This is a genomic window from Aldersonia sp. NBC_00410, assembly GCF_026342035.1.
Classification (GTDB): Bacteria; Actinomycetota; Actinomycetes; order Mycobacteriales; family Mycobacteriaceae; genus Aldersonia.
On sequence record NZ_JAPENM010000013.1, the window covers coordinates 45,459 to 67,312 of the forward strand.

The window sequence follows — 21,854 nt, forward strand, 5'->3', positions numbered from 1 at the left end:
CGCCGCAACGCTTCGGCCCTCGACCCGAAAGGCGCCCACGGATGACCAGCCCCGACGACATCGCCTCGTTCGACGCGCATGGCGCCGGATGGCACGTGGGCGCCTACGTCGCCCCCGATGGCGACACCGACTCCCCGTCCGCCGACGGTGACTCCGCATCCGGGCGTCGCAAGAACGGCCGCGGCCCAACACCTTTCAGTCCGATCGTGCCCCGCCCACCCGTGAACAGCGCCCCACCCGCCGACAACGCCGGCGCCCCGGCGATCACCCAGACCGCTCCCCACCCGGAGCCGGCCTCTCCCACCACCACGCCACCACCGGCCACCGCACCACCCGCCCCGGCACCTGTTCCCGCGCCGATACCCAACCCGACAACCGTTGCCCCGCCCACCGATCCGGGCACCACCACCGCACCACCACCACCGTCCATCCAGCTCAACACCCCACTCGGATCGCTCACCGCCCAAGTAGCACCACTACCCGCTCTCCCCCCGCCACCGCAGCTGCCCGAGCTGAGCCCCGACCAGATGTCCACCCTCGCGTCCCTCGCACCCACCGTCATGTCCTCACTGCTCACACTGCCCACCGCGATGCTCGGCGCCACCATGAGCGTCATGGGCGCGCTCACCGCGATGCGCGCCCAGTTCGGCAGCGGCACCCCCTACGTCGGCGATCCCTCCACCATCGCCCCCGACCAGCTCTACGGCTCGCTCGACGCTGGAATGAACACCGGCACCTGGGCCGGGCAAGGGACCGGCGCCTACTCCGGCGCCATGACCGACCAGACCGCCACCGCGCAGGCCATCATCGACCTCGACCGGCAGCTGCGCGTCATCCTCGAAAGCTCCGCCGGCAACGCGCGCGACGGACGCGCACGCATCGACGCGATCATCGACAAAACCGACGCCGCGCTCATCGCGCTCGCCCCGGTCGCCAACACCATCGCCGGGCAAGCCGCGATCGTCCAGATCATCAGCCAGGCCATCACGCAAGGTACCGCCGTCGTCAACTCCGGTGTCGCCGCGACCCAGGCCGACGCCAACGCCGTGAACTCGTTATCGGGCACGCCCCGCAGAAGGAGCCGCGCGCAGCTGGTCTCCTCCCACGTCACCCCCACCCACCGCGGCCACACCCGCGCAGACCCCGACACCGACACCGCGATCGAGCAGGCGCTCGACCATCTCGGCATCACCGATCCCCGCGCCCGCGAGAACTGGAAACGCGGCTACCGGGTCCTCGTCGAGCGTGAGTCCGGCGGAAACCCGAACGCCATCAACCTCACCGACTCCAACGCCGCCGCGGACAACCCGTCGCAGGGGGCCGCGCAAACCACGCTTACGACGTTCAAGTCGTACCACGTCCCGGGAACCAGCACCGACCCAAACGACCCCACGGCAGACATCGCCGCGTCGATGAACTACGTGATGGACCGCTACGACGTGAGCCCCGACGGTTCCGACCTCGCAGCGAAGGTTCAGCAGGCCGATCCGACACGGTCCCCGAAAGGCTACTGATGGCCACCACCGCCACCAAGCCATCGGGCCCGGACACCCTTCCCCCCGAACTACTCGCACTCGGGCTCACCGCCCTCGGCGGTTTCCTCGCATGGCACGCCGGCCACACACCGCTGTCACGCTGGGCGTTCGAACACCACCTGTTCACCACCGACCCGGTTTTCGAATTCCCTTCCGCCGCAACCCCGCACACCGGACCCACCATCGCCGCACTGGTCGCGACGGTGACGCTGCTCCTCACCGCGATCTGCGCCGCCGCCACCATCACCGGCACAGTGACGTGGCTACGGGCACGCCACGACCCCGCCGCCACCGACCGCGAACGCCGCGCACCCACGGTCGCGGGCTCCGCGACCCTGGCCACCGGCATCGTGACTTCGATCGCCCTTGGACTGACGGTGCTGTCCGGCGGTGCGCTGCCCCAGTCCGTCGTCCTCGCCGCCGCCGCCATCACCGCCACCGCCGTGACCACTCTCGCCGTGCGCGCGCTGCGCCCGCACCTCGACCGGGCCGAGCTGATCGCCGAGATCACCGCCGCGATCCATTCCTACCTTGGCTACACCCGGATCCCGACCGGCCGCATCGTCACCGCCTCCGACTGGCACGGCGACACCCCGCACACCCTGACCCTCACCTACACGGGTCGCCTCGAACGGCTTCCAAAGGAGCTCGGCGACGCGATCGACACGATCCTCGGCCAGAAATATGCCCTGACTTCGGACCGCAAGAAGCGACGCATCACCGCCACCGTCGACCAGACCGACACCGGCCTGCCCTCGATCAACCGGCTCCGCACCCTGATCGCCACCCCGACCATGTTCGAGGCCGGCGCCACCGTCACCGACATCGACCCACCCGCAACACCCGACTTCACGACATTCACCGTCAACCACAAGATTTCACACAAACTCGCCGGATCAGCGCGCGCACAACTACTCGAACGCAAGGTCAGCGAAATCCTGCCCGGCCGCTGGCGCGGCGCCTGGGACCTGGAAAGCGACCACGTCACCTTCACCCTGCGCCCCGAATTCCCCGACGCGGTAACTCCCCTGCTCCCAAGAACTCCACTCGCCACAGCTCGAGACGCCATCGACCACTACGAGACAACGAAATTCGCGTTCGCCGACGACGAAGACGGCAACCCACTGACCTGGGATCCCAAGCGCTTCCCGCACGCCCTCATCATCGGCACCACCGGCTCGGGAAAAACGTCCACCACGCACACCCTGATCACCCAGGCCTCCCTCGCCCAATGGCCAATCGTCATCATCGATTTCAAAGGCCTCGAATACACCAGCTACCGGACGTGGCCGAACGTCCAGATGGTGATCACCGAGGTCGAAGAGGCGATGACCATGATCGAACTTATCTACCAAATCATGCTGCAACGCAACGACAAAGGAAAACTCGACCCGACAGCCAAAGCGAAAATGCTGCCCTTCCTCATCGTGATCGACGAGTTCACCGAATTCGTCGACCGCATCACCGAGTTCTACAACAGGCACAAAGACCGCGGCGCCCCGAAAGAACCACCGACGCTGACCCGTTTCTACTCGATCGCCCGCCTGGCCCGCACAACCCGAGAGCACCTGGTCGTCGGACTACAGCGCCCCGACGCGACGATCATGGACGGCGAGGGTCGCGACAACTTCATCATGCGCATCTCCATGGGCAAACTCAGCCGCGTCGCCGCGGACATGATGTGGGAATCCAGCTACATCGGCCGCACCGTGCCTCCCGGCGTCCGCGGCCGCGGCACCGCCCGCAACCACAAGAGCAATCCCGTCGAAGTCCAGTGCTACTACACCCCCGACCTCACCGACCCCGACCCTCGCGCGCAACGCGTCATCAACGCACTACGCCCGAAAACCGCCAGCCACGAACGACTCCTGGTCGTCCCCTCCCGCAAGTCCGCCGAACCTCCCGAGTCGTTCAACGGCTACCTGCACCTCGAGATCGTGCGCGCCGCGGACCGGCCCGATCTCGACCCTGTCTCACCCGATTACTACCGCATCAGCGAACTCGCCGATGTCGACCCTTCCGCCGCGATCACCCCGACAAACGACACGTCCCCCACACCCACCGCCACAACGCCGGCCCACGAGCGCGAGCAGGAGCCGGCACCGGAAGCCGCGGTCGAAGAATGGTTCGACAGACTCGAACTCGAACCCCAAACCACGCCGATCCCAGACCTGGAACCAGGTGACTGCGTGCTCATCGACGACCACCTCGACCGGTGGGCGATCCTGAGCGAATCGCCGATCGTCGATGACACCGCATCCACCGCCCTGCTCGTCGTCCGCGATCCCGTCAGCGGAGCCGAGGAATGCGTCGAGATCGACGACCGCGCCACGGTCCTCGTCCGTCCCGAAAAGCCGGAGGAGATCCGCGGCGCGAAAAGGACCGCGACGCGGGAGGTCCTCGACCTGACCGAATAGCCGGCCTATCCGGATACGATCAAGAATGTCCCAATGGTGGGAATGAATCCCTCGACACCGACGGAGGAACCGACACCGATGCCGACCCTGAAATCCGAACGCGACAAAGCCCTCAAAGCCGCACGCGAACGCCTCGAACGCAAAGCCGAACTGATCGGTGACCTCGGCGAGCTCGTGTATCAGGAGAAGGATCAACTCGCCGGACTCGAGAAGACCCGCGCCGCGATCGGTGACGCCTACGACGCGGCCATCGACGCCGGCTGGACCAACGCCGAGCTCAAGGACATGGGCTTCCAACGCCCCCGCGGCCACCAGCGCCTTAAGGGGGCTGCGACCAACGGTCACTCCCCCAACGGGCACCTGACAACCGCGCCGACTCCGCCCGTCGACAACGCGCCCACCAACGGACACCCGCCCACCGACAGTCCGCTCGTCACCGCACCCCAGGAATACGGTGGCTGACGAGGTCGACACGCTCCTCGACCGGATGCGCATCTGCTACGGACAAGGACGCCCCGCCCGCGACGGAAACTCCGCCGCGGCAGCCACCGTGTCCGAGCACCTCAACGCCACTGCCAACCCCGCCCCACAAACCACGAGCGCCGCCACCACCGCCTACACCGCCGCCAACCGTGACCAGATCAGCACCATCAACTCGCTGACCGACCGCGACACCGCCATCGGCAAGATCGTCGACGAATCCGCCCGCGCCACCGACGCAGGCCGCGCCGCCATCGGCACTACCAGCGACCAGTACCAAGCAGCAAAGACAGCCATCGCCCCCGCCGCCGGCACCCCCACAGGTTCAATGGCGCTACTGAAACTCAAGCACGCCAAGGTTTCTCAAGGACACGGCATCGTCGCATCCGACACCGAACGTGCCGCCGCGCGCGCCGCGCTCGTCCGCAAACTCGCAGAGGACTACATTCGCCGCGTCCGCTCCGCCACACCGATGCCACAGTTCACCCAACAGGCACCGTTCGGTGGTGTGCCCGGCCAAGCAGCGTTCGCTGGGATGCCCGGTCAGGCACCGTTCGCCGGCGCGACCGGGTTCAACCCCGCGATGTCGGCCACGCCCTCGATTCCCGCGACCGCCCTGATGGCCTCGCCGACGCCCCGCACGACACCGCGCCGCCGTTCACACACCGCGAGCGGCCAGGCCCGCCTCGTCGACCGACGCACACCCTCCCCCTCGGCCGCGCAAGCCGGGCGCCGCGTCGTCGACGCCGCCCGCGGCGCGCTGGGCCTCCCCTACGTCTGGGGGGCCGAAGGACCCGACTCCTACGACTGCTCCGGACTCGCGCAGATGAGCGTCGCCAAAGCCACCGACGGCCACCTCGTCATGCCCCGAACCACCTACGACCAGATCAACCTCGGCGACCGCGTCGACCCGCGCGATGTCCAACCGGGCGACCTCGTGTTCTGCAATTTCTCCGACCGCGGCCCGGAGCACGTGCAGATCTACGCCGGTGACGGCCGAGTGATCGAAGCCCAACAATCCGGGGTGCCAGTCAAGTACTCCACTTTCAACCCCGCCGGCGCCGTCATCAAACGAGTAGTCGAGTAGGAGCGCAGTCCCATGAGCGATACACCGAAGTTGATCGACATCGTCACCGGCGGCAACGCGGATCAGATCGCCCCCTCGACACCCCCTGCCGGTGACCCCGCCCCGCCCGCGGCGCCCACCGGGACGAGCACGCCCGCACCGGCGGCGAGCGCGAACACTCCCGTCGCACCGGCCTCCGCGTCCACGCACCGGGCGACTACAGCGACCTCCTCGGCCGCCGCGTCGACAACGCCACCAGCGTCCACGGTCGGGCAGCAACCGCCCGGGCCGCTCGGCTGGATGGCGACACCACCTCCAGCCCAGCCCGTGGGCGGGCTCGCCGACATCGTGCACTTCACCGACCACGGCAAGCCCCCGCCCGGGCTGACGACGAAACTGCCCAGCGGGGCCACCTACACCACCACCGCAGACGGCGGCTCCGCCTGGACACTGCCCAAATCGCCGGCCACGGTCCGCTCGACAACCGAACCGTTGATGCAGTTCCCGCCTGGCACCGATCCCACCATCCGCAACGCCGTCCAAACCTCGATCGACCGCTTGTGGTCGGCATTGGGCCGCGCCACTCCCGTCACCACCGACGCCGCGAACGTTCCCCCCGGCGTCGCAGCGTCCGACCCCGGAATCGGCGCCTACTCGAACGTGCTGACCGGAATGCAAACGGTCCGAGACCAATTCGTCTCCGCCGAAGCGCAGCTCGCCCGGTTGATCAGCATGTCCGCGACAAACACCACGCAAGCCCGCCAAGCGATCCTCGACTGCGTCGACGAATTCAACGCCGCGATTCTCGACGTCGACACCACCACGCCCGGGGGCCAGAAGCAGCTCCTCACCCGGATCCAGACCGCGCTGGACAAGGCCCAGCAGGCGGTGCAGACCGCGGCCACCGCGACAGCCGATCCTCCGGCCCTTCCCAACGACACCGGCCCCCACACCAAGAGCGACGTCAAGGACCCCACCAAGCCCGACCCGGGATCGACTACGACCGATCCGAAGTCACCGTCCACGGCCGAGATCACGCCCGACACTCTCTCGGGGCTGGCGACCGGCACCGACGAAGACGACGGATACACCGACGACCCGTACGGCTCGCTACTCGACACCCCGGCAGTCAGCCCCTACGACAGTTCGGCAATGAGCAATCCCTACGGTGCGATGAGCAACCCGTACGCTGCGATGGCAGCCAACCCCATGACGAACCCGATGACCAACCCGATGCTCAATCCCTATGGGCAGCAACAGATGAATCCCATGATGAGCAGCCCGCTCTCCTCGCTTCCCGGACTGATTCAGGCACTCTCGAAGACACCGAGCGCGGACACCGCGACACCGGCACCAGCGCCAGAACCCGCGCCGGCCGCCGCCGATCCCGCGCCCGCCGCCACGGCGGATCCACCAGACGACATCACTCCGCCGGCCACCCTCGCTCCCGAACCCACCACCGACACTCCCTCACCGGCCCAAGCACCGACGGCCGTCGCCACAACACCAACGGTGCCCGTCACTTCGAGCACCCCCGTCGCACCGGCAGCACCGGCCCCGCCCGCTCCAGGCACCGATCCGGCAGCCACCACAAGCCCGACCCCCACCGCGCTACCCGCACCCGGACCGGCACCGGGAGATCCCAAAGTCACCCTGCCCGACGGCTCACAACAGACCGCCCCCAACCCCGAAGCAGCCCAAGCGGTCCGCAACGCACTCGCCAACTCCTCCAACGCCGGCGACGCCGCCCAGTCCGCCTACGCCGGAACCCGTGTCACCATCCCAGCTGGCCACGACCCCGGCTCCCCGATCGATCCCGCCGACATGGCGCCCGGCGACGTCGCAGTCTGGGGCGACCACACCGCCGTCATCGCCGGACCTGGGCAAGCAATCGATCACGGCAAACTCCGGCCCATCGCCGAAATGATGAGCGATGGAACCGATTTCAAGGGATTCTTCCGCCCCACCCAACCCCTGACCGACCCGACACCGCCAACACCGGCAGATACCCGAAGCTGAACCACGCAATGAAGGCGCCCCAACCCCGCGAACCTATGTGTGCCCATAACGGTCGCCTGCGGCGTCCGAGCCGCCGGATGGCGCGGTGTCATGCTGCCTCGGGCCCGACGTCATCGATTTCGCGTCCATCCGGTCGTCGAGATCGATGAACAGGTATGGCAGGAACGCATCGACAGCGGGCGGGGTCCAGAGCTGGATCGGTCGACCCTGCTGATCTGGGAGTCGTGGACGGTCGACCTCGGTCCGATGCCACCCCGATCACCGATGTCGATTGTCGGGTTCGCATCGACGGCCGCAAACCGGCCGATGCGTTGTATGCGCTCGATTCGCTGGCGGCTAAGCGCCTCCGCAGCTCCCCCGCGCCCACGCCGCGCATGCACGATCGCCCCAAGCCTGGTAACGATCGTCGCACTCACTCACGTCCCTGGACCCCACGTTCCCGACTTCGTCGACCATCGCCGACGTCCTCATCGTCGGCGGCGAGCCAGCCTGGCTAGACCTGGACAGCGACGGCGGGCGCGCCCTCTCGATCCAACTGGCCCCTTGACCGATCGGCGGCCGCATAGCGCGTCAAACCTGATGAACAGTCAAGGTCAGGCGCTACCTTTCCGCGCATGACATCACCACCGGCACCATCACCCGCGACGACCTGGCGAAACGCCCGCAAATGGGCGGCCGCCACCCGCACCACCCGCACCACCCCGGACATCACTCTTCGTTGGAGAACATCCTTTCTAAGGTGCCCGCAGGGCGGAACCGCCGCTCACGCATCTCGAAAGGCGTTCTCATGTCGATGATCGATCTCGACGCTGTCTTGACTCGGGCCGTTTCTGTAATCGTCATGAACATCCCCGCGATGGACCAAACACTCACCCGACTGCCCCGTTGTCGGCCTCGTCCTTCCGTTTCAGCGACACCGTCTCCCCGGCCCCGAATCCACGTGATCCCACCGATCCAGCGACGACGGCGGTGAACGCGGTGGGCACACTGATAGGCAGCGATAAACAGCTCCCGAACGATCACCGCCCGTTGCCAATCGCCCGCCCAGTCGCGGATCCGGCGACACCCAGTTCACGGCGGAAGGACGCGATCCGATGAGCACCGTTGTCGAAGTCACCTTGATCCTGGCCGCCTGCTTCATCGGCTACCTCATTCTGTGCGCCGTGGTCGTGCTGCGCACCGGCACGACCGACGGGCTGAAGGCCGTGGGCGACGCCGTGCACGCACTCATCGGGCCGGTTGCGCAACTACTGCGGCGATGGCCGATCGACACTCACCGTCACCCCGACCAGTGAGCGCCTCGGCCGCACCCGCCAGCGCGTACTGCAGATGATCCGCGAAAGCATCCTTCCGGCACGCAAAGTCGGCGCCGCGTTGGGCGATCGCGGGAAGTGCGGTCGCCGCACTCTCGAGCACACCCCCGGAAGCGGCCACTCCGCACCCCAGACCAACATCACTTCCCAAGCGGTCGGGAAAGACGAGTCCCGTTCGTGGACTGCAGCCGGACCCGGCGATCACGTGGCGGTTCACCTACATCGCGGCCGCGGTCGGGTTCACAATCAGGGCAACAATCACCAACCGAAGGCCGCTGACGATTCGGCTGGATCCCCTGGAAAGCCGAATCCCGCTGCCACCGACCGACTCCAGTAAATGACCGGGCTCGTCACATTTCTGCGGTGGGAGTGATTGCGGCGGCAGGGAACCACTGATCCAGCTCGAGATACCCACCATGACCCGCCGGAACCCGTACCTGGCACCTACCCAACCAATCGCCGCGGCTCGTCCTGGCCCACGCACACAGCCGACCTGGAGTCTTGATATCGAGTTGCAGCCCTTCTGCCCGCACACGCAGAGGCACCTCGTTCGCGAACGACACCTGGCCGCGCGCGATCCCGATCGACAGGTCGACAATGACCGCGACCGGCGGCGAGACCTCGCGGCGGACGGCCGGCTCGAAGCTGATCGGCCAGGACTGGAACACCATCCTCCAAAGTGTTTGCGGCCCGCCACCTCAGCGGTGCTTCCCGAGCGCCTAGCGTCCGGCGCTCCACCGGTGACGGGCCGAATTCACCATACACCGCGCTCGAACATACATTCGATTACTGGCGGATGAAGTGGTCTCCACCTGCACATACGACACGTCCCCCAGCGAGACGTGCTGTTCGGAGCAGTGCCAAGAACCGTGGCGGATCAGGTCACGAACTCGAAAGAGGGCCTTACCTTTTGTGTTTGGTGGTCAGTCCGCGACGGGCCCGCGACCTCGTTCGACGACTTCGATGCGCTTATTGAGCCGATGACGGCTGACCCAGGGCCCGAATACGCACGGCGTGACCTGGTGTATTTCATCGGATGGCTCCGAGTCCCTGGGCCCCGATGTCGCCGTCGGTGGCAGTTCCGCCGTTGGAAGTCGCATGTCCGCCAGCGCCCCCGCGCCCTTGATGCAACTCCCACTCGATTGCGGCCTTGAGGATTTCCAGGGCCGTCGCCTCGGGATTGAGAACGGGAGGCCAAGTTGCCGCGCCCCCGTCTCCGCCATCGCCGCCTCGGGCATTGCCTGTGCCGCTAGCGGTTGCCGTACCGCCGGCGCCGCCCCCACCGCCGTTATCGCGACCGTCCGCGCCCCAGCCTCCGTCCGCGCCGCGGGCGTTACCGGATCCTTCGGTTGCCGCGTTGCCGCCGGCGCCGCCGCTACCGCCAACGCTGCCGCTACTGCCGTAGCCTTGAATGACGACGCCGCCCTGTCCGCCATGGCCTCCAACGCCACCTACTGTGTCGGCCGCGGAGGCGCTGTTATGGATGAACGCATCGCCGCCTGCTCCGCCGCTGCCACCGGTTTGGAAAGCCCCGTCAGTGCCGTTTCCGCCGACGCCGCCCTGGACACTTCCCAGTCCGTAGGTGACTGCGTCGCCACCGTTTCCGCCGTTGCCGCCGCTGGCTCCCACGCCACCTGTGCCACCGGCTCCGCCGACGACGCCGCGCGTGGAGGTGCTGGTGTAGATGGTCGCAGTACCGCCATCGCCGCCCGTGCCGCCGACGCCGCCGAACCCGTCGGTGAGGGTCGGGCTGTTGTTGGTACTTGCCCCGCCCTCGCCTCCGGCGCCGGCGGTGACGTTTCCGGTGCCGTACGTGGTCGCGCTGCCGCCGCCGCCGCCTGCACCACCGTTGGGGCCGCTGGTGCCGATCTGTCCGGTATGGCCGATAGCGTTTCCGGTGCCGTAGGTGACTGCGCTGCCGCCGGCCCCGCCGGCCCCGGCTGTGGTGGCGCTGCCGCCTCCCAGCCCGCCCGGGGCGCCGTACGCGTCGGCGGCCGAGGTGGTGCTGGCGATGACCGCATCGCCGCCGACCCCGCCGGCCCCGCCTCGGGTGGTGCCGTAACCGCCGTTTCCGCCGGCACTGGGGGTGACATGTCCCGTACCGCCGTTGTATGCGGTCCCGCCTGTTCCGCCGGCCCCGCCGGTTACGGTCCCGCCGTTTCCGGTTGCGTTTCCGCCGTTTCCGGCGAGCCCGCCGTATGCTTCCCCGGTTCCGTAGCTGTATGCGGAACCCCCACCACCACCGGTACCTCCGGCGCGCCTCCAGTACTGGAAGGGCCATTCACCGACGACGACGTCGATTGTGCCGTCACCACCGTGCCCGCCGGCGCCACCTCCGATATCGACACTCGAGGTGGTGTTGATAACGAACGCGTTGCCGCCGACTCCGCCGGCCCCGCCGTACCCGGCGGTGCCGTTCCCGCCGTCGCCACCCTCACCGGCGGTGACATGCCCACTGGCATAGGTGATCGCGCTACCGCCGCCGCCGCCTTCACCGCCGTTGGTGCCGGTGCTGCCGTCTTGTCCGGCCGCACCCTGGGCGTTTCCGGTGCCGTACGTCTGGGCGCTGCCGCCGGAACCGCCGTTCCCGCCACCAGCGCCGGCGAGCCCGCCGCTCGCGCCGACGGCATCAACGGTCGACGTGCTGTTGACGATGTAGGCACTACCCCCGACACCGCCGGCGCCACCCACGGTGGTTCCGGCGCCGCCGTTTCCGCCGGTGCCGGGGTTGGCGTGTCCGAGTCCGTAGTTGTAGGCCGTGCCGCCGGTTCCGCCGTTGCCTCCGGTGTTGCCTTGGCCGCCGGCCCCGGCGTCTCCGCCGGTGGCGGTTGCGGTGGACGAACTGCCGTTGACGTACGGAGGGTCGGTGATGTTGTAGATGTAGGGGAGCGACCCGTTCCCGGCGATGTAGGCGGTGCCGCCGTCCCCGCCGCGCCCGCCGTGTCCGCCGGGGGCGTCACCGCCGTCACCGCCGGCGCCGCCGGCGCCACCCGCGGCGCCCCCGGTTCCGTAGTTGTAGGCAGTACCGCCGGATCCGGCGCCCCCGCCGTACTGACCGGCCGCGGCGGTGTCGCCGCCGTTCCCGCCGTCCCCACCCGTGGCGATGCCTGCGCCGTAGTTGGTCGCCTTGCCGCCGGTACCGCCCGCGCCACCGCCGAATTGCTCGTTGCCGGGACCGCCGCTGCCACCATCCCCGCCCACTGCAGCCGCTGTGGAGGTGGAGTTGTTGATCGTGGCAGTGCCACCCGCCCCGCCGCTGCCGCCCGCGCTGATGCCCATGGTGCCGTCGCGTCCATCGGCGCCGCGAGCGTTACCGGTGCCGGACGTGGTGGCGTCACCGCCCGCCCCGCCGGTACCGCCCACTTGACCGTCGCCGCCGAAGCCACCGAAGCCGCCGATGACGTCGACGGCCGAGGTCGTGTTGTAGACGAAGGCGTCACCACCAGCGCCACCGGTACCGCCAACGGTGGCGCCGGTACCGCCCTCGCCGCCGGTCCCGGCAAAGACATTTCCGGTGCCGTACGTGGTCGCGTTGCCGCCGGCGCCGCCGGTACCGCTGGAGAGGGGGCTGCTAGCGCCGATCTGTCCGTCATGGCCGACAGCGTTGCCGGTGCCGTACGTGGTCGCGTTGCCGCCTGCCCCGCCGGCCCCGGCGTAGCTGGGGCTGCTGCCTCCGTATCCGCCCGCGGCGCCGACGGCGTCGGCGGCCGAGGTGGTGTTGGAGATGAGTGCGTCGCCGCCGGCTCCGCCGGCACCGCCGAGGGAGGTGCCGTATCCGCCGTTGCCGCCGTCGCCGGGGGTGACATGTCCCGTACCGGCGTTGTATGCGGTCCCGCCTGTTCCGCCGGCCCCGCCGGTTGAGGACTTCCCGCTCGCTCCGTTGTCCCCGGTGTCGCCGATCCCGCCGTCTCCGGCGCTCCCGCCGTAGGCGTCCCCGGTTCCGGCGGTGTATGCGTAACCTCCGCCGCCACCGGTACCTCCGGCGGGCCTCCAGGACTGGAAGGGCCACTCACCGACGACGACATTGACTGTGCCGTCACCGCCGCGCCCGCCGGCTGCACCGACGACATCGACGCTCGAGGTGCTGTTGTTATCGATCACGCCGCCGCCACCACCGCCGGCCCCGCCGTACCCGGCGGTGCCGTTCCCGCCGTCGCCACCCTCACCGGCGGTGACATGCCCGCTGCCATAGGTAAATGCGTAACCGCCGCCGCCGCCATCACCGCCGTTGGTGCCGGTGCTGCCGTCTTGTCCGGCCGCACCCTGGGCGTTTCCGGTGCCGTACGTCTGGGCCCAGCCACCGGAACCGCCGTTCCCGCCACCATCGCCGGCGAGCCCGCCGCTCGCGCCGACCGCATCAACGGTCGACGTGCTGTTGACAATGTAGGCACCACCCCCGCCACCGCCGCCGCCGCCCACGGTGGTTCCGGCGCCGCCGTTTCCGCCGGTACCGGGGTTGGCGTGTCCGAGTCCGTAGTTGTAGGCCGAGCCGCCTTCACCGCCGTTACCGCCGGCGCTGCCCTGGCCGCCGGCCCCGGCGTCTCCGCCGGTGGCGGTTGCGGTGGAGGAACTGTTGTTGACGTACGGAGCGTCGGTGGTGTTGTACACGTACGGGAGCCACCCGTCCCCGGCGACGTAGCCGCTGCCGCCGCTGCCGCCGCGCCCGCCGTGTCCGGCGGGGGCGTCACCGCCGGTGCCGCCGTCGCCGCCGACGGCCTCCCCGGTGCCGTAGTTGTAGGCATTACCGCCGGATCCGGCGCCCCCGCCGTACTGACCGGCCGCGGCGGTGTCGCCGCCGTTCCCGCCGTCCCCACCCGTGGCGATGCCTGCGCCGTAGTTGGTCGCCTTGCCGCCGGCGCCGCCCCAGCCGCTGCCGAATTGCTCGTTGCCGGGACCGCCGCTGCCACCATCCCCGCCCACTGCAGCCGCTGTGGAGGTGGAGTTGTTGATCGTGGCAGTGCCACCCGCCCCGCCGCTGCCGCCCGCGCTGATGCCCATGGTGCCGTCGCGTCCATCGGCGCCGCGAGCGTTACCGGTGCCGGACGTGGTGGCGTCACCGCCCGCCCCGCCGGTACCGCCCACTTGACCGTCGCCGCCGAAGCCACCGAAGCCGCCGATGACGTCGACGGCCGAGGTCGTGTTGTAGACGAAGGCGTCACCACCAGCGCCACCACCGCCGCCAACGGTGATGCCGGTACCGCCACCGTCGCCGGTACCGTCGCCGCCGTCGCCGCCGGCACCGGCGGTGACCTTTCCGGTGCCATAGGTGGTCGCGTTGCCACCGGCCCCGCCAGTACCGCCGTACCCGTTGGTGGCGTTGGTGGCGGCCGTGCCCCCGCCGAGTCCGCCCACTCCGCCGGTCGCACTTGCCGTTGACGTGTTGGTGTAGATCACGGCTTCACCACCCACTCCGCCGGTCCCGCCCGAGCTGACGCCGGTCCCACCGGCGCCACCCGCCCCGCCATGGGCGCTGCCTGCTCCGGAGGTGATCGCACTGCTGCCGGGCGTGCTGCTGTAGACGACGGCGAGCCCGCCCCCTCCGCCGGTCCCGCCCGAGCTGACGCCGGTCCCACCGGCGCCACCCGCCCCGCCGTAGGCGCTGCCTGCTCCATCGGTGAATGCGCTGCCGCCCGCTCCACCGGCACCACCGTTGTCGTGGCCGGCGTCGGCATCCGCTCCGGCTCCGGCGTTTCCGCCGCGGACGTCGCCTGTCGATGCGCCACCGATGGCCCCCGTGGCTCCACTAGCACCCCCGGCGCCACCGGTCCCGGCGCTACCGCCGGCACCGCCGGTACCGCTCGTACCGACGGGACCTGTGTTGCCGCCGCCGCCGCCTGCACCGTCCTGTCCGCCGGAACCGACCTGACCCCACACACCCGCTGCGCCGGTGCCTCCGTCGCCGGCGGTGCCGGCATTGCCGCCGGTGCCTCCAACTCCGCCGTCGCCGTTGACACCGACCTGACCGGTTCCACCGGCAGCGACGCCGCCGGCGCTGCCGCCGACCCCACCGACACCACCGGTGCCTCCGATACCACCAGCACCGCCGTTGCCGCCGGTGCCGTAGTTGGTCCCTGCCACGCCGGTTGTCCCGGTTCCGCCCTTGCCGCCGGCACCACCGGTGCCGCCGCGCCCGCCCACGCCGCCGGTTCCGCCGTCACCGGAGATCGAACCACCGAGTCCGCCTTGACCGCCGGCTCCGCCTGCCCCGCCGGTGGCGCCGGCGCCACCGGCGCCGCCCGGGATGGTCGCGTTGGCCGCGGCCAGCCCGGTCCCGCCGGTCCCGCCCGTGCCGCCAGTGCCGCCGTCGCCGACCGCGCCGGCGTTGCCGCCGCGTCCACCGGTGGCGCCGGTGGTTGCCGGTGTGGTGGCGTTTCCGCCGGCGCCGCCGGCTCCACCGTCGCCGCGGATCGCTCCGCCCGTCCCGCCGTCACCGCCGGCCTGTCCCGATAGGCCGTTCCCGCCCGCGCCGCCGTCGCCGATCAGTGCGGCGTCGCCGCCGCGGCCGCCGTGGAAACCGTCACCGCCGTCGCCGATCAACGCGGCGTCCCCGCCATCGCACGCCGCGGTGTCGCTGCAGGTGGCGGTGGTGTAGCTGAAGCCGTTACCGAACAACAGGCCGGCATTGGCGTGGCTGGCGGTGCCGTTGGCGATCAACACCCCGGCATGGCCGACGGCGGAGTCGACGCCGTCGTAATCGTCGATCCGGTCGGTGAGGGCGTTGCCCCCGGCGGGTGGACCGTCGGTAATGACGAGCACAGTCGCCGGGCTTGCTTGCTCCGGGAACACGGTGCCGGTGCTGGTGTCGATGACGTTCACGATGCCGTGCGCATCACCATCGGTCAGGGCGATGCCGCTCACGTAGATTCGGCTACCGTCGCCGTTCACACCGATGTTGGACAGCGGGCCGGGAGCCTGGAACGCGTCGACAGCGATCGATTCCGAAATGGTGTTGGTCGCGGTATCGATCACGTGCACCACGCCGAGGGCGGAGTCCTCGTCGATGGCGTCGATGATGTTGTCGCTCACGGTGTATGCCGCATCACCGGGAAGGTCTACCGCTGACACGTAGACGTGCTCCCCGTCCGGACTGACCGCGATACCGGTCGGCAGTTCGGCGATGTCGAGCCTGTTTGTCACGACATAGGTGTGGCCGTCGATGACGTAGACCGCGCCATGGATTTGGGTGTTTCCGGTCGCGTCGTCGGTGGCCAGGTACGCGCTGGCGTAGACGTTGTTGCCGTCCGGGCCCACCGCGATACCGGTCAGCACCTCTTGCTGGTTGGCGTCATCAACCAAGATCGTGGCGACGACTTCATTCGTGGCCGCGTCGATGACGTAGACCGCGCCCTGTACCTGGGTGTTTCCGGTCGCGTCCTCGGTCGCCAGATACGTGCTGGCGTAGACGTGTTGGCTGTCCGGGCTCACCGCGATGCCGGTGATCACCTCTTGATCGGCATCCCCCACCGCGATCGTGTCGACCACCGTGTTATCGGCGGTATCGATCACCGTGATCGTGGTCTGGACCCGATCACCGTCGTCGACAGTGGTGGCGACATAGACGCGTTGCCCGTCCGGGCTGACCGCAATATTGGACAAGCCGACCGGGTGCGCCGACTGCGCCGAATCGGCTTGATACGCCTCGCCGATCGCAATGGTGGCGACCTCGGTGTTCGTCACCGTGTCGATCACGTGCACGGTCGGCTGAACCTGAGTGCCGTCGTAATAGCTTGTGGCATACACGTGTTGGCCATCCGGACTCACCGCTACCCCGATAACGCCGTTGTACGGGGCGTCGGGACCGACGGCGATCGTGGCGATCGTGTCGCCGGTGGCAGCGTCGATCACGTACACCGCCGGCGCATCTTCAAAACCGCTGCCCGCGTAGATGCGCGTCCCGTCCGGGCTCACCACGACCGCCGCCGGCGAGGTCGCCCCGAGGTCGACGCTGTGGACTGCCTCGTCGATCGCTGTGGTCGGCGTGACGGTGACCGTGACGGTGGCGGTGTTGCTGGTGGCGCCGACGTTGTCGGTGACGGTGTAGGTGAAGGTGTCGGTGCCGGTGAAGTCGGTGTTGGGCGTGTAGGTCCAACCGGTGGCGGTGGCCGTCAGAGTGCCGCCTGTGGGTTGGGACACCAGATGGGGTGTCAAGACGGCGCTGTCGGCATCGGTGTCGTTGGCCAGCACATTGATGCCGACCGGGGTGTCCTCGACAGTCGTGGCGGTGTCGTTGCTGGCGACCGGCGGTTGGTTGTCCGGCGCGGGCGGATCGCCGACCGGGGTGACGGTGACAGTGACAGTCGCGGGGGCGCTGCCCACTGTGCCGTCGTTGGCGGTGTAGGTGAACGAGTCGGTGCCCGAGAAGTCGGCGGCCGGCGTGTAGGTGAACGAACCGTCGGCGTTGAGTGCCAGCTGGCCGTGGGTAGGAGCGGCACCCAGTACCGCGCTCAACTGCCCCTGGGCGTTGTCGACGTCGGTGTCGTTGCCCAACACACCAGGCCCGCCAACGATCAGCGGCTGATCTTCGGTCACGACATAACCGTCCGCATGGGCAACCGGCGCATCGTCGACCGGGGCGACGGTGACAGTGACAGTCGCGGGGGCGCTGCCCACTGTGCCGTCGTTGGCGGTGTAGGTGAACGAGTCGGTGCCCGAGAAGTCGGCGGCCGGCGTGTAGGTGAACGAACCGTCGGCGTTGAGTGCCAGCTGGCCGTGGGTAGGAGCGGCACCCAGTACCGCGCTCAACTGCCCCTGGGCGTTGTCGACGTCGGTGTCGTTGCCCAACACACCAGGCCCGCCAACGATCAGCGGCTGATCTTCGGTCACGACATAACCGTCCGCATGGGCAACCGGCGCATCGTCGACCGGGGCGACGGTGACAGTGACAGTCGCGGGGGCGCTGCCCACTGTGCCGTCGTTGGCGGTGTAGGTGAACGAGTCGGTGCCCGAGAAGTCGGCGGCCGGCGTGTAGGTGAACGAACCGTCGGCGTTGAGTGCCAGCTGGCCGTGGGTAGGAGCGGCACCCAGTACCGCGCTCAACTGCCCCTGGGCGTTGTCGACGTCGGTGTCGTTGCCCAACACACCAGGCCCGCCAACGATCAGCGGCTGATCTTCGGTCACGACATAACCGTCCGCATGGGCAACCGGCGCATCGTCGACCGGGGCGACGGTGACAGTGACAGTCGCGGGGGCGCTGCCCACTGTGCCGTCGTTGGCGGTGTAGGTGAACGAGTCGGTGCCCGAGAAGTCGGCGGCCGGCGTGTAGGTGAACGAACCGTCGGCGTTGAGTGCCAGCTGGCCGTGGGTAGGAGCGGCACCCAGTACCGCGCTCAACTGCCCCTGGGCGTTGTCGACGTCGGTGTCGTTGCCCAACACACCAGGCCCGCCAACGATCAGCGGCTGATCTTCGGTCACGACATAACCGTCCGCATGGGCAACCGGCGCATCGTCGACCGGGGCGACGGTGACAGTGACAGTCGCGGTGTCGGTGTGCCCGCCGTCGGGGCCGGAGCCGAACAGGCCGTGTATGTGGGCGCGGCCGGTGTCGTCGCCGACTTTGTAGGTGAAGGTGTCCGTGCCGGTGTAGTCGGCCGTGGGGGTGTACGCGAATGAACCGTCGGGGCTGAGCGTCACGGTGCCGTGTTGAGGTCCGGTGACGAGGGTCGCCTTCAGCGGATCCCCGTCGGCGTCGGTGTCGTTGGTGAGCACGTTGCCTGTGGTGGCGTGGTCCTCGGAGGTGGTGACGGCGTCGGTGACCGCATCGGGTGTGTGGTTGGCGACCGTGGATTCAATACGGCGAAACACCGCCCACGCGACGGCGGCGAGCGGGCTGATCGGCGCGGCGGCGGCGGGCGCGGCGGCGTTCGGCGACGCGGCGGCACCCAGGCCGACCAGGCTCAACAGGCCCATCAGGACAGTCGCGACGGGTGAGGGGGCCGGAGCAGTCGGGACCGCTGCTGCCGACGCGAAGACCACCGGTTGCGGGTCCGCGGAGAGCTCGCTCGTCCGGGCAACCGCTGCCGCCGCCGGCAGGGCAGACGATGAGCTGGTTGGTGCGAACTGAGATCGCGGCGAGCCCGTACTGCTGACTTGCTCCGTCTCGGTCGCCGACGGGACCGTCGTCGAGGGTAGAGACCCCGCAGCACTGTCGCGCGATAACCCCGCGGGCGGTGCGGCAGGTGACGCCGTTTCCAGTGTCGATGGCGGTGGCGATCCGGCCGGTGACGCGGTGTCGGTTGTGGTGCCCGGGTCCGGATTGCCGCTGGTGGTGCCGGTTTCCGGGACGGAGGAGTCGACCGGCTGCGATGTCTCTACCGGTTCGTCGGCTTGCGGTGCGGTGTCGCTGGGCGCGGCGTTGCCGTCGATGCTGGGCTCGGCGTTGCTGCTGGGCTCGGCGTTGCTGCTGGTGGTGGTGTCATCGGTTCCCGAGTCGTCCGCGCCGGCAGCCGATTGCCCCGCAGCCGGCGACTCCGACGACGAACCATCCGCCTCGGATCCGTCCGCGGACCGGGACGACGATGTCTCACCCGGTGAATCATCATCACCCGACGCCGATTTCACCGACGATGCGCCCGACTTCGACGAAGCCGAATCCGACGAATCCGTCGAATCCGACGACGAGGTGCCCGACTTCGACGACGTGCTCGACTTCGACGATGTGGTGTCCGAGGCCGCGGAGGTGCCCGAGTCGGTCCCCGACTGCGTCCCACCGCCGGCGGCCGCGGCGACGCTCTGACCGGCCACGACGGCCACGCCCAGACCGGCTGTCACCACCCCCACCCGCAGCAGGTGCACACACGCGTCGGAGGTGGGTGTCGACGCCTTGCGGTGACGTCCGCGTCGACGAGCACGCCGATTTTCATAAGCCACCGGTGGCCTCCGGTTTCGTCCATGCCCCGACTACTGAAATTGTTTGCGGAACGCTAGCACGACTGACGGTCCGTGACGCCTCACAATCGAGGCATTCTGGTGCCGTCGGCGCAAATCGCCTGTGAGCCATACCTTGAGATGGCCGAAACGATGGGTGAATCCGGGCATTCGGGCGTAACGAATCCCGTAACCCCACGATTGCTATGGTCAAACGTGCCCAAGGCGGCGGCGAGTGCATCCAGCGCCTGAGACTCCTGCGCGCAACGTCCGTGGCGATGTACACACACCGAAATCGGCCTGTACCGTGCTGCGTGTCGGCCTGAACGGGTCTCGGAAGAAGAACATGCTTCGAGGTCGTAGATCACGGTTGGGTCGTCTCCTGGCAGTGCGTGGATCGAGAGAATCGAGCGAGCAACTCGCGCAGTCGGTTGGCCGTTAGGCGCGGCTGTGGAAGCTGGGTTCACCGCCATCACCCGCCGGTCCAGCCGAATAACGCAAAACGATAGGCGGACAAGCCTTCAGGGCGCTGTCCCACAAACGACGGACTCACACTGCGTTCCGACATCCGTCGGTCTGCTACACGGATAGGCGACGTCTGATTTGTGCCGAGAGGAGCCGCTGGAAGGATGTGCACCATGCCGGAGTCGTAACCGAGGGAGTTCCCCGACGACGCCGTCCGAGTGGCCCGCAGCCCTTGAGCAGATCCCAGCGCGTTCTACAACACACCACCTCTTCCACAGCTGCACGGCTCTACGGTCGCCTGCGACGACCGACAAGTCGAGCCGGACCGCCATCCAGCTGATAGATCGAGCAACCGCTCGCAACCAAATGATCAGGTGGAAGCAGTCCCGGTAAACACCATGCACAATGCTTGCAGGGGTGCGAGATTCACGCGGTGAAAGGCTTCGACTGCGGCTTGCGGCGCGGTCAGGGTTGGGTTGGCCTGCGGATGACCGTCGTGACGCGGTGTTTGCTCACCGAGGCTGGGTCGAGGGAGAGTCGTGTGGACTCGTGTTCGGATCCCTTGTCGGAGCAAAATTCGGGGCCGTAGAACACCACCACGTTGGCGCCCGATCCCTGGGAGCTGCCGAACATGAGGCCGTCGACCCGGGCGGGGAACGAATATCTCAGGTATTCGGTGAAGACCTGAGTGGGTACGTAGTCGATGTGTTCGCGTCCATCCAAGTCGATTGGCAAGGTGAGGTCGTTAATGAACTTGCGCAGGAACAGGATTGCGTAGTATCGCCCCGCACAGCGGGGGGCGAAGATGCTGGGCAGCCTGGGCAGTTTGGTCAGGTCGATGAGCCGGATTTCCCGCGCTGGGGTGAATTCTCCGGTCACGGCGTGACCGTACGAGCTGTGCGCTCCGATTTCTGCGACGGCGGTGTCTAGGTCGGTCGATCCGTAGAACATGCTGATTCCGGCGGGACTCATCCGGTTTGCCGCCGCGCGCTCTGGTGGTGGCGGACCGAGTGCGGTAGCGGACGCGTATTCAGCGATATCCGGTTCGGTGGCGGTCATTCGACCGCGGTACAGCACTGGGCACGGGCTGGGGTAGATCTCGGGTATCTCGGCTATCAGTCGGGCCAGTTCAGCGAAGAATCCTGATGCGGGCAGTGTCTCGTCGTCTGGGCTGCTGACCATTGAGCCGAAGAAGAATCGGGTGGAGTGCTTGACCAGGGTCTTGAAGGATTCCCAGCTGTAGTGCATGACGCGATCGGGAGATAGCCGCTGCCAGTCCTTGTCCACCCAGTCAGACGTGGTGAGGGCGGCCGTGATGTCCGCGGTCAACGCGTCGTTATCGCCTCGGCCAGCAGTGGCGTGGTCCATCACCGTCCGAACCACCTCGTCGGAGTCGTAGACGGTGGTGATCCACTCGCCCTCGGCGACCGGTACACCTGAGTCTTCGGCCGGTTCGTAGAGCAAGTACACACCGGCCATGAAGGCTTCGAGGAACGTGTCTAGCGGTGCCGCGACCGGGGTTTCCCCGTCGCCTCCGGTGGCTAGACAGTAGCTACAGGAGGTTTCGGAGAGGTTGGCGGTGATCACCGCGTTGAGTACGGAGTCGTAGGTGTGTGCCGGGCAAAGTGCCTGATCGGTCCACCTGTATCCGCGGCCTTCGGCGGCGATCGCCGCGTTCTTCGCAATCCCCAATTTG

At 68.5% G+C, this 21,854-nt stretch carries 10 protein-coding genes; 7 read left to right on the forward strand and 3 right to left on the reverse strand.

Annotated elements, in window-relative coordinates:
* Positions 1–41: 41 nt before the first annotated feature.
* The 6 genes from OG921_RS24130 (at position 42) to OG921_RS24155 (ending at position 8,812) form a co-directional block, all read left to right on the forward strand.
* The gene (locus tag OG921_RS24130; protein ID WP_266115112.1) at positions 42–1,514 is read left to right on the forward strand and encodes a DUF4226 domain-containing protein; all 1,473 of its coding nucleotides are present in this window, start codon (positions 42–44) and stop codon (positions 1,512–1,514) included.
* Positions 1,514–3,952, forward strand: a complete 2,439-nt coding sequence (locus OG921_RS24135; RefSeq protein ID WP_266115113.1) for an FtsK/SpoIIIE domain-containing protein — start codon at positions 1,514–1,516, stop codon at positions 3,950–3,952. The genes OG921_RS24130 and OG921_RS24135 overlap by 1 nt, the downstream gene beginning before the upstream one ends.
* Positions 3,953–4,030: 78 nt before the next feature.
* Complete coding sequence (locus tag OG921_RS24140; RefSeq protein WP_266115114.1) at positions 4,031–4,414, forward strand: hypothetical protein; 384 nt, start codon at positions 4,031–4,033, stop codon at positions 4,412–4,414.
* Positions 4,407–5,519, forward strand: a complete 1,113-nt coding sequence (locus OG921_RS24145) for a C40 family peptidase (RefSeq protein ID WP_266115115.1) — start codon at positions 4,407–4,409, stop codon at positions 5,517–5,519. Before OG921_RS24140 ends, OG921_RS24145 begins: the two co-directional genes overlap by 8 nt.
* Positions 5,520–5,531: 12 nt before the next feature.
* Positions 5,532–7,517, forward strand: a complete 1,986-nt coding sequence (locus OG921_RS24150; RefSeq protein WP_266115116.1) for a hypothetical protein — start codon at positions 5,532–5,534, stop codon at positions 7,515–7,517.
* Between the two features lie 1,094 nt (positions 7,518–8,611).
* A complete protein-coding gene (locus tag OG921_RS24155; protein WP_266115117.1) occupies positions 8,612–8,812 on the forward strand; it encodes a hypothetical protein in 201 nt (66 codons plus the stop codon).
* A gap of 368 nt (positions 8,813–9,180) precedes the next feature.
* On the opposite strand, the gene OG921_RS24160 is transcribed toward OG921_RS24155, so the two are convergent.
* Positions 9,181–9,501: a hypothetical protein gene (locus OG921_RS24160; protein ID WP_266115118.1), complete on the reverse strand. Its 321-nt coding sequence runs from the start codon at positions 9,499–9,501 to the stop codon at positions 9,181–9,183.
* 358 nt (positions 9,502–9,859) lie between these two features.
* On the reverse strand, positions 9,860–18,736 hold the full coding sequence (locus OG921_RS24165) for an Ig-like domain-containing protein (RefSeq protein WP_266115119.1): 8,877 nt from the start codon (positions 18,734–18,736) through the stop codon (positions 9,860–9,862).
* A gap of 319 nt (positions 18,737–19,055) precedes the next feature.
* On the opposite strand from OG921_RS24165, the gene OG921_RS24170 reads away from it, so the two are divergent.
* Complete coding sequence (locus OG921_RS24170; RefSeq protein WP_266115120.1) at positions 19,056–19,562, forward strand: hypothetical protein; 507 nt, start codon at positions 19,056–19,058, stop codon at positions 19,560–19,562.
* Positions 19,563–20,623: 1,061 nt separating this feature from the next.
* On the opposite strand, the gene OG921_RS24175 is transcribed toward OG921_RS24170, so the two are convergent.
* Positions 20,624–21,850, reverse strand: a complete 1,227-nt coding sequence (locus tag OG921_RS24175) for a HEPN-associated N-terminal domain-containing protein (protein ID WP_266115121.1) — start codon at positions 21,848–21,850, stop codon at positions 20,624–20,626.
* Positions 21,851–21,854: the final 4 nt, after the last annotated feature.

What these genes read in the sequence shown, in the direction of transcription:
- OG921_RS24130 (WP_266115112.1), top strand. Translation starts at nt 42, where the DNA reads ATGACCAGCCCCGACGACATCGCCTCGTTCGACGCGCATGGCGCCGGA.
- OG921_RS24135 (WP_266115113.1), top strand. Translation starts at nt 1,514, where the DNA reads ATGGCCACCACCGCCACCAAGCCATCGGGCCCGGACACCCTTCCCCCC.
- OG921_RS24140 (WP_266115114.1), top strand. Translation starts at nt 4,031, where the DNA reads ATGCCGACCCTGAAATCCGAACGCGACAAAGCCCTCAAAGCCGCACGC.
- OG921_RS24150 (WP_266115116.1), top strand. Translation starts at nt 5,532, where the DNA reads ATGAGCGATACACCGAAGTTGATCGACATCGTCACCGGCGGCAACGCG.
- OG921_RS24155 (WP_266115117.1), top strand. Translation starts at nt 8,612, where the DNA reads ATGAGCACCGTTGTCGAAGTCACCTTGATCCTGGCCGCCTGCTTCATC.
- OG921_RS24160 (WP_266115118.1), bottom strand. Translation starts at nt 9,501, where the DNA reads ATGGTGTTCCAGTCCTGGCCGATCAGCTTCGAGCCGGCCGTCCGCCGC.
- OG921_RS24165 (WP_266115119.1), bottom strand. Translation starts at nt 18,736, where the DNA reads ATGGGCCTGTTGAGCCTGGTCGGCCTGGGTGCCGCCGCGTCGCCGAAC.